The following is a 5,951-nucleotide window of genomic DNA, read 5'->3' on the forward strand; positions in this document are numbered from 1 at the left end:
GAAGCAGCCGCACAAGCCGCTAAACGACCTGAGCCGTTCCCCTACACCGTTCGATCCTAATCACACGTTAATCGCCGTAGTCGAGCTGAGCCAGAAGAATTGGCTCGTCGCCGGGGTCATACCTGGCGTGGAGCGTCAGCCATTGAAGAAACTCGAAGCCGACGCGGACGAACTGCTGAAGCTGCTCGAGCGATGGCGAACGGAAGCGGATAAGGCAGGCCACAAGATCAACCGCATTACCGTTGCCTTCGAGACCGGCCGCGACGGCTTCTGGCTGGCGCGCTGGCTCGAGAACCGCGGCATCAAGGCCCATGTCATCCATGCCGCGAGTGTCGCGGTATCGCGTGAGCACCGGCGCGCCAAGACCGACCGCCTCGATACTGAGCAGTTGAAACGCGCCTTTCTGGGCTGGCTGCGCGGCGAACGGGAGCACTGCAAGATGGCTGTGATCCCCACCCTCGCAGAGGAAGATGCCAAGCGGCCGCACCGGGAGCGTGAGACCCTCGTTGGCGAGCAAACCACTATCATCAACCGCATCAAGGCAGCCCTGACGCGGCTTGGCATTCGCAACTTCAATCCGAAACTCAAGAAGGCGCCAGAGCGCCTGGAACACCTGTGCACGCCCGAGGGCGAGCCGATGCCGCCGAATACGCTCGCGGAGCTGCGCCGTGACATGGAACGCCGGCGGCTCGTCGCCGAGCAGATACGCCAGATTGAGAAGACGCGGCTGGAGCGTCTCAAGCAGGCCCCCAACACCGGACCAAATCTCATGGTCTGCCTTTTGGCGCGCGTGATCGGGATCGGCATCGAGACCGCGGACATGTTGGTGCAGGAGATCTTGTCACGCAACTTACGCGACCGGCGCGCCGTGGCGCGCTACGGCGGACTCACGGGCTCCCCCGACGAGAGCGGAAAGAAGCGCCGCGAGAAGGGGCTCGCCCGATCCGGCAATGCTCGGGTGCGGCGAGGGATGATTCAGCTAGCGTGGCGCTTCCTCGAGTTCCAGAAGGACAGCGCCCTGGCCAAGTGGTTTCGAGCGCGCACCGAGAACGCTCGTGGCTCGCGCAAGAAGATGGTCGTCGCGCTGGCGCGCAAGCTCCTCATCGCCTTGTGGCACTTCCCGCACGATGGCGCCGTCCCTGAGGGCATGGTTCTCCGTCCCGCGCACTGAAGGGAGTTTCGGCTACAAGGAACATCTCACGGTTTCGGCCTTGTCTGTCGCGCTCGCGACGGGTCGCCGATAACGGTTCGAGGTGGCGGTGTCCCGGTCTCATCCATGGCTTTGATGCCGTCAATCAGAATGGGGCCGCCGCCTCGGAGCTTCGCCGCCGATGCGCATGCATGCATCATGGTTCGGGTCGCAAGACTCACCGAATACAAGGTTGCGGCAGCGAGAGCTGCCCTGACAGCGAGCTCCCCTCGACATCGTTGTCTCGATCATCACGCAGCAATGTGTGCACTGATCAAAAGCCGTTGCGACGTGACGGAACCGAACCCTGCCTCCGGCCCCGATCGGACCAGTCTGCCGCCGTGCTCGGGCTGTAAAGGTGTGGCCTGGAAACCGTGGAGTCTTGTCGGACCGACGGAGAGACGGCCAACCTTGACAGCCACTGCGCGCGACGGCGTCAGCATCCCGCGGTCGGGGCGAGGGAAAGCCTGCGGCGCGGTCGAACAAGAGAAATGACCCAAGGAAAGAAAGTGGAGTGTGCTGTGAAAATGAGCGCTTGACTTCCAAAGCCCCATACAAGGATGAGACGGATCGCAGTCGTGGGCTGACGGAGGGAGGGCGGAGCCCGACCGAAGGCAGCTCACGACTGCGTCGCGCGCTTTTCCCCAGCTTCTGCACAGGGGGCGAGGGCGCGGTTTGGCGGCCGGAGTGGCCGGGCAATGAGGAGCATTCTTCCAAGGAGAAGGATCGCTCATTGCCTGGCCGCCACGTCACCGACTGCCAGACGAGGTTGTTCATGAAGTCCCGTCAGACCAGCACGCCCACCGTCGCTGCCGCGATGGCCGGGTTCTCCCGCGCGACCGGCTACAGGATCGAGGCCGATCCGAGATTGCCGTCGCAGAAGAAGACGCCTCGCGAACGTCGGCGCCCTGATCCGATCGCTCATCTGTGGGAGAGCGAGGTCGTGCCGATGCTGGTCGCCGCGCCCGGCATCCGCGCCGTTGCCGTGTTCGATGAGATGCGGCGCCGTCATCCGGAGCTGCCCGAGGGCGTGCGCCGGACGCTGGAACGGCGCATCCGGCAATGGCGCGCGCTGCACGGCCCCGAGCAGGACGTGATGTTCTCCCAGGAGCATCCGCCCGGCCGCATGGGGCTGTCCGACTTCACCGACGTGGCTGAGCTCGGCATCACGATCGCGGGCGTCGCGCTCGATCACCGGCTCTATCACTTCCGCCTCGCCTTCTCCGGCTTCGAGCACGCGCACGTCATCCTCGGCGGTGAGAGCTACGTCGCGCTCGCGGAAGGCTTGCAGAACGCGCTGTGGGCGCTCGGCGGAGTGCCCGAGCTGCACCGCACGGACAGTCTGTCGGCGGCGTTCTGCAACCTCGACCGGGATGCGCAGGAAGACCTCACCAAGCGCTATGAGGCGCTGGTCGCGCACTACGGCATGGCTCCGACGCGCAACAACCCGGGCGTCGCGCACGAGAACGGATCGATCGAGAGCCCGCACGGACACTTGAAGCGGACGATCGAGGACGAGCTGTTGCTGCGCGGCTCCCGCGACTTCGCCGACCTCGCTGCCTACCGCCGCTTCATCGACGAGGTGGTCGGTCGGCGCAACGCGCGCAATCGCAAGCGCATCGAGATCGAGAAGGCAGAGCTTGGCGATCTGCCCGAGCGGCGCACGACCGACTACGAGGAGGCGCGCGTGATCGTGACGTCGCGCGGCGGCTTCACGCTCAAGCTCGTGTTCTACACGGTGCCTTCGCGCCTCATCGGCCATTGGCTGACCGTTCGCGTCTGGGACGATCGCCTCGTCTGCTTCCTCGGCTCGACCGAGGTGGCGACGCTGCGGCGAGGTCGCTCGCCCGATCACCAGAAGCACGCTCACGTGGTCGACTACCGCCATGTCATCCATGCGCTGCGCCGGAAGCCGATGGCACTGCTCAATCTCGTCTATCGCGATCAGTTGTTCCCGCGCGAAGCCTACAGACAAGCGTTCGAGGCACTGCTCGCCGGCGTCGGCGACAAGCAGGCGTGTCGCACAATGGTCGGCCTGCTCGCACTCGCGCACGATCGCGCGTGTGAAGCGGAACTCGCCACGGCGATTACGGCCGATCTCGATGCCGGCCGGCTGCCCGACCTCGACCGATTGCGAGAACGCTTCCAGCCGCCGACAACCGCCGTTCCAGAGATCACGATCGAGATGCCCTCGCTCGCAACCTACGACGAGCTGGCGCGCATCACGCCGGTTGCGGCCGCTGTCTCGCTCGCCTCCGGCAAGACGGAGGTGGTGGCATGACGAGATCACCCACGATCGATGCCGCACGCCTCGAGATCATTCTCACCGAGCTGCGACTACCGGCGATGAAGGCGATGTGGTCCGAGATCGCCGCACAGTCCGACAAGGAGGGCTGGCCGGCCTCGCGCTTCCTGGCAGCGCTGGCCGAGCACGAGATGGCCGACCGCTCGCGGCGGCGCATCGCGCGGCATCTCGCCAGCTCCGAGCTGCCCGAGGGCAAGACCATCGCCAACTTCGAGTTCGAGCTGGTGCCGATGGTGTCGAAGGCGCAGGTCAAGGCGCTGATCGCCGGCGACAGTTGGCTCCGCTCCGGCGCCAATCTGCTACTGTTCGGCGGACAGGGCGCGGGCAAGAGTCATCTCGCGGCGGCCATCGGGCGTGGTCTCGTCGAGAACGGCTGGCGCGTGCTCTACACCCGCACCACCGATCTCGTGCAGCGGCTCCAAGTGGCGCGCCGCGATCTCGTCCTCGAAAGCGCGATCGCCAAGCTCGACAAGTACCACCTGCTGATCCTCGACGACATCGCCTACGTGACGAAGGATCAGGCCGAGACCAGCGTGCTGTTCGAGCTGATCGGCACGCGCTACGAGCGCCGCTCGCTGCTGATCACCGCCAACCAGGCGTTCGGCGAATGGGGCCGCGTGTTTCCGGATAAGGCGATGACGCTCGCGGCGATCGACCGCCTCGTGCACCACGCCACCATCTTCGAGATGAACGTCGAGAGCTACCGCGCCCGCAAGGCCCGTGAGCGAAAGCGTGGCTCGGGAAAGCCGCCGAGCGACAATCAAAATGAGGGTTGATTGTCGCTGGTTGATTGTCGCGCGGCGACAGCGACAATCAGGCGCCCAGGACGAGCGACAATCAAGCCGCGACATCAGCGACAATCGAAAACAGCTTGCACGGCGAACGAATCGTGAGCGATCTTGTCCCCGCTACCGGCCGCCGCCGTCCACCCTGATCGCCGCCGCCGTCTCACCCAGATTGACGCGCCATATTCCGAGCCCAGACGATCTGAAAAACGATGAACAACAAGACCAAACCCAACACACGACCAACCCCCACATGCGGCGTGAAGCGCTGCCTTGCCAATCGCCCAACGCAACTGAGGCGGATCCATTGGGCTTCCACCGTGTGCAGGTGACCCTGAATGGCCCTAGCTTCACGCCCGTGCTGACGAAAGGTCGACGCGCTGTGCGGGTCACCGGCAGCCGATCTGGGAACCCTGGAACGCTGGGCGGACCCGCTCGGGCTGCCACGCTCACGCCGGCATCGAGACCCGGGCTAAACTGTCATCGGAGTCGGACAATCGAGGGGGCCGATCAGTGCTACGCTTTCCGATAAGCAGGGAGCGCCACATGAAACAACGCCTAGTCGAACACAACCACGCCATGTCGTCATGGCTCACAGTACGCTTGACCCGTGACTCCATGAAGACCGTTCTTGTCGTTGAGACGGACTTGGTGCTCAACGCTGAAGACCACGATTTCGACAGTGACGCTGTAAGTAGCCTACTTGCCAAGGTCCAGGAATATCTGGCGGCCAATCGGCATATCGACAGCGCCCACATTGAGCCAATCGTGGACTGATCATGCTCGAGGGACTGGCGCGGTTCTCGCCTCGCTCATCCAGGCCGTCGCTCACGTCAAATCGTTGCCGCGCGCCGTGCGCAAGTCGCGCGTGGGGCCTCGAACAGGCAAGAAAAGAAGCTGCCTACCGAAGAGTCTTGAGCTTGCCGACAAGATCGCTGGTGGCAACGAAGCGGAGCTGCGTAGGGCTCAGAGACCGCGTGCGTTACCGGGGTCGGCCAGGAGGATGCCGATGGGGTCAATCCGCGATCCGGCTCGACACAAGTCGTGCGACAGAGCTATCTTGGGGCCGCCAAACTACATAATATGGGCTTTAGAGATCTAGCGAGAGCCCAAGTGAAGTACACGCCGATTTTTGTTCCCGTGATCTTGATCCTGGCGCTGATTGCGGTGAGGCTCTATCGGCCCCCGCCGGCAACTGATGCTGGCGCTGCACCGAAGGCCGCGATCACCTGCGAGCCGTCGCCCGGCTGTCGGTAGCACATTGTGCTGCCAGGCATCGCCCATCCCAAGTCCAAGTGCGCGCTGCGGCCACTTGAGGTCGGGCGAGGCCGTGTTCGCCTATCAGGAAGCCATGAACCCGATCTCGCGAAGGCGCGCAAACAACGGAAAGATCGGCGCTCCGAGCGTCGTCAAGTAGTCGCCGCGAATCCGGTCGAACAGTTGAAGCCCGACGCCGTCGAGCTGATAAGCGCCCGGCGATTCGCAGATTTGCGGGCCGGTAGCAGCAAGGTAGCGACCGACGAATTGGGCCGAGAACGACCTCATCGTCAGCTGAGCCGTCTCTACGTGGGTCCACGTGATGTTACCGTCCTCGGCTAGCGCGACTGCCGAGTGGAGCTGATGCGTCTTGCCACGAAGTTCGAACAGTCTGTCGCGGGCAGCGTCGACGGTC

5 protein-coding genes are annotated in these 5,951 nt (G+C 64.2%); 4 read left to right on the top strand and 1 reads right to left on the bottom strand.

From position 1 onward, the window contains the following. The first annotated feature begins 28 nt into the window (after nt 1–28). The 4 genes from VFB18_RS05380 to VFB18_RS05395 all read left to right on the top strand — a co-directional run bounded on the left by VFB18_RS05380 (nt 29) and on the right by VFB18_RS05395 (nt 5,056). Nucleotides 29–1,171, top strand: a complete 1,143-nt coding sequence (locus tag VFB18_RS05380; RefSeq protein ID WP_414675653.1) for an IS110 family transposase — start codon at nt 29–31, stop codon at nt 1,169–1,171. Between the two features lie 751 nt (nt 1,172–1,922). Next, nucleotides 1,923–3,470 (top strand): IS21 family transposase, encoded by a 1,548-nt coding sequence (istA, locus tag VFB18_RS05385; RefSeq protein WP_423202441.1) that lies wholly within the window; start codon nt 1,923–1,925, stop codon nt 3,468–3,470. Beyond that, the gene (gene istB, locus VFB18_RS05390; protein WP_324971898.1) at nt 3,467–4,270 is read left to right on the top strand and encodes an IS21-like element helper ATPase IstB; all 804 of its coding nucleotides are present in this window, start codon (nt 3,467–3,469) and stop codon (nt 4,268–4,270) included. The genes istA and istB overlap by 4 nt, the downstream gene beginning before the upstream one ends. Before the next feature lie 555 nt (nt 4,271–4,825). Beyond that, complete coding sequence (locus tag VFB18_RS05395) at nt 4,826–5,056, top strand: hypothetical protein (RefSeq protein ID WP_324971901.1); 231 nt, start codon at nt 4,826–4,828, stop codon at nt 5,054–5,056. Between the two features lie 564 nt (nt 5,057–5,620). Here the strand turns inward: VFB18_RS05395 and VFB18_RS05400 are convergent. Continuing rightward, a partial coding sequence (locus VFB18_RS05400) for a Maf family protein (RefSeq protein WP_324971904.1) occupies nt 5,621–5,951 on the bottom strand: 331 nt, incomplete at its 5' end.

Source organism: Methyloceanibacter sp. (assembly GCF_035650995.1).
GTDB lineage: Bacteria > Pseudomonadota > Alphaproteobacteria > Rhizobiales > Methyloligellaceae > Methyloceanibacter.

What these genes read in the sequence shown, in the direction of transcription:
- istB (WP_324971898.1), top strand. Translation starts at nt 3,467, where the DNA reads ATGACGAGATCACCCACGATCGATGCCGCACGCCTCGAGATCATTCTC.
- VFB18_RS05395 (WP_324971901.1), top strand. Translation starts at nt 4,826, where the DNA reads ATGAAACAACGCCTAGTCGAACACAACCACGCCATGTCGTCATGGCTC.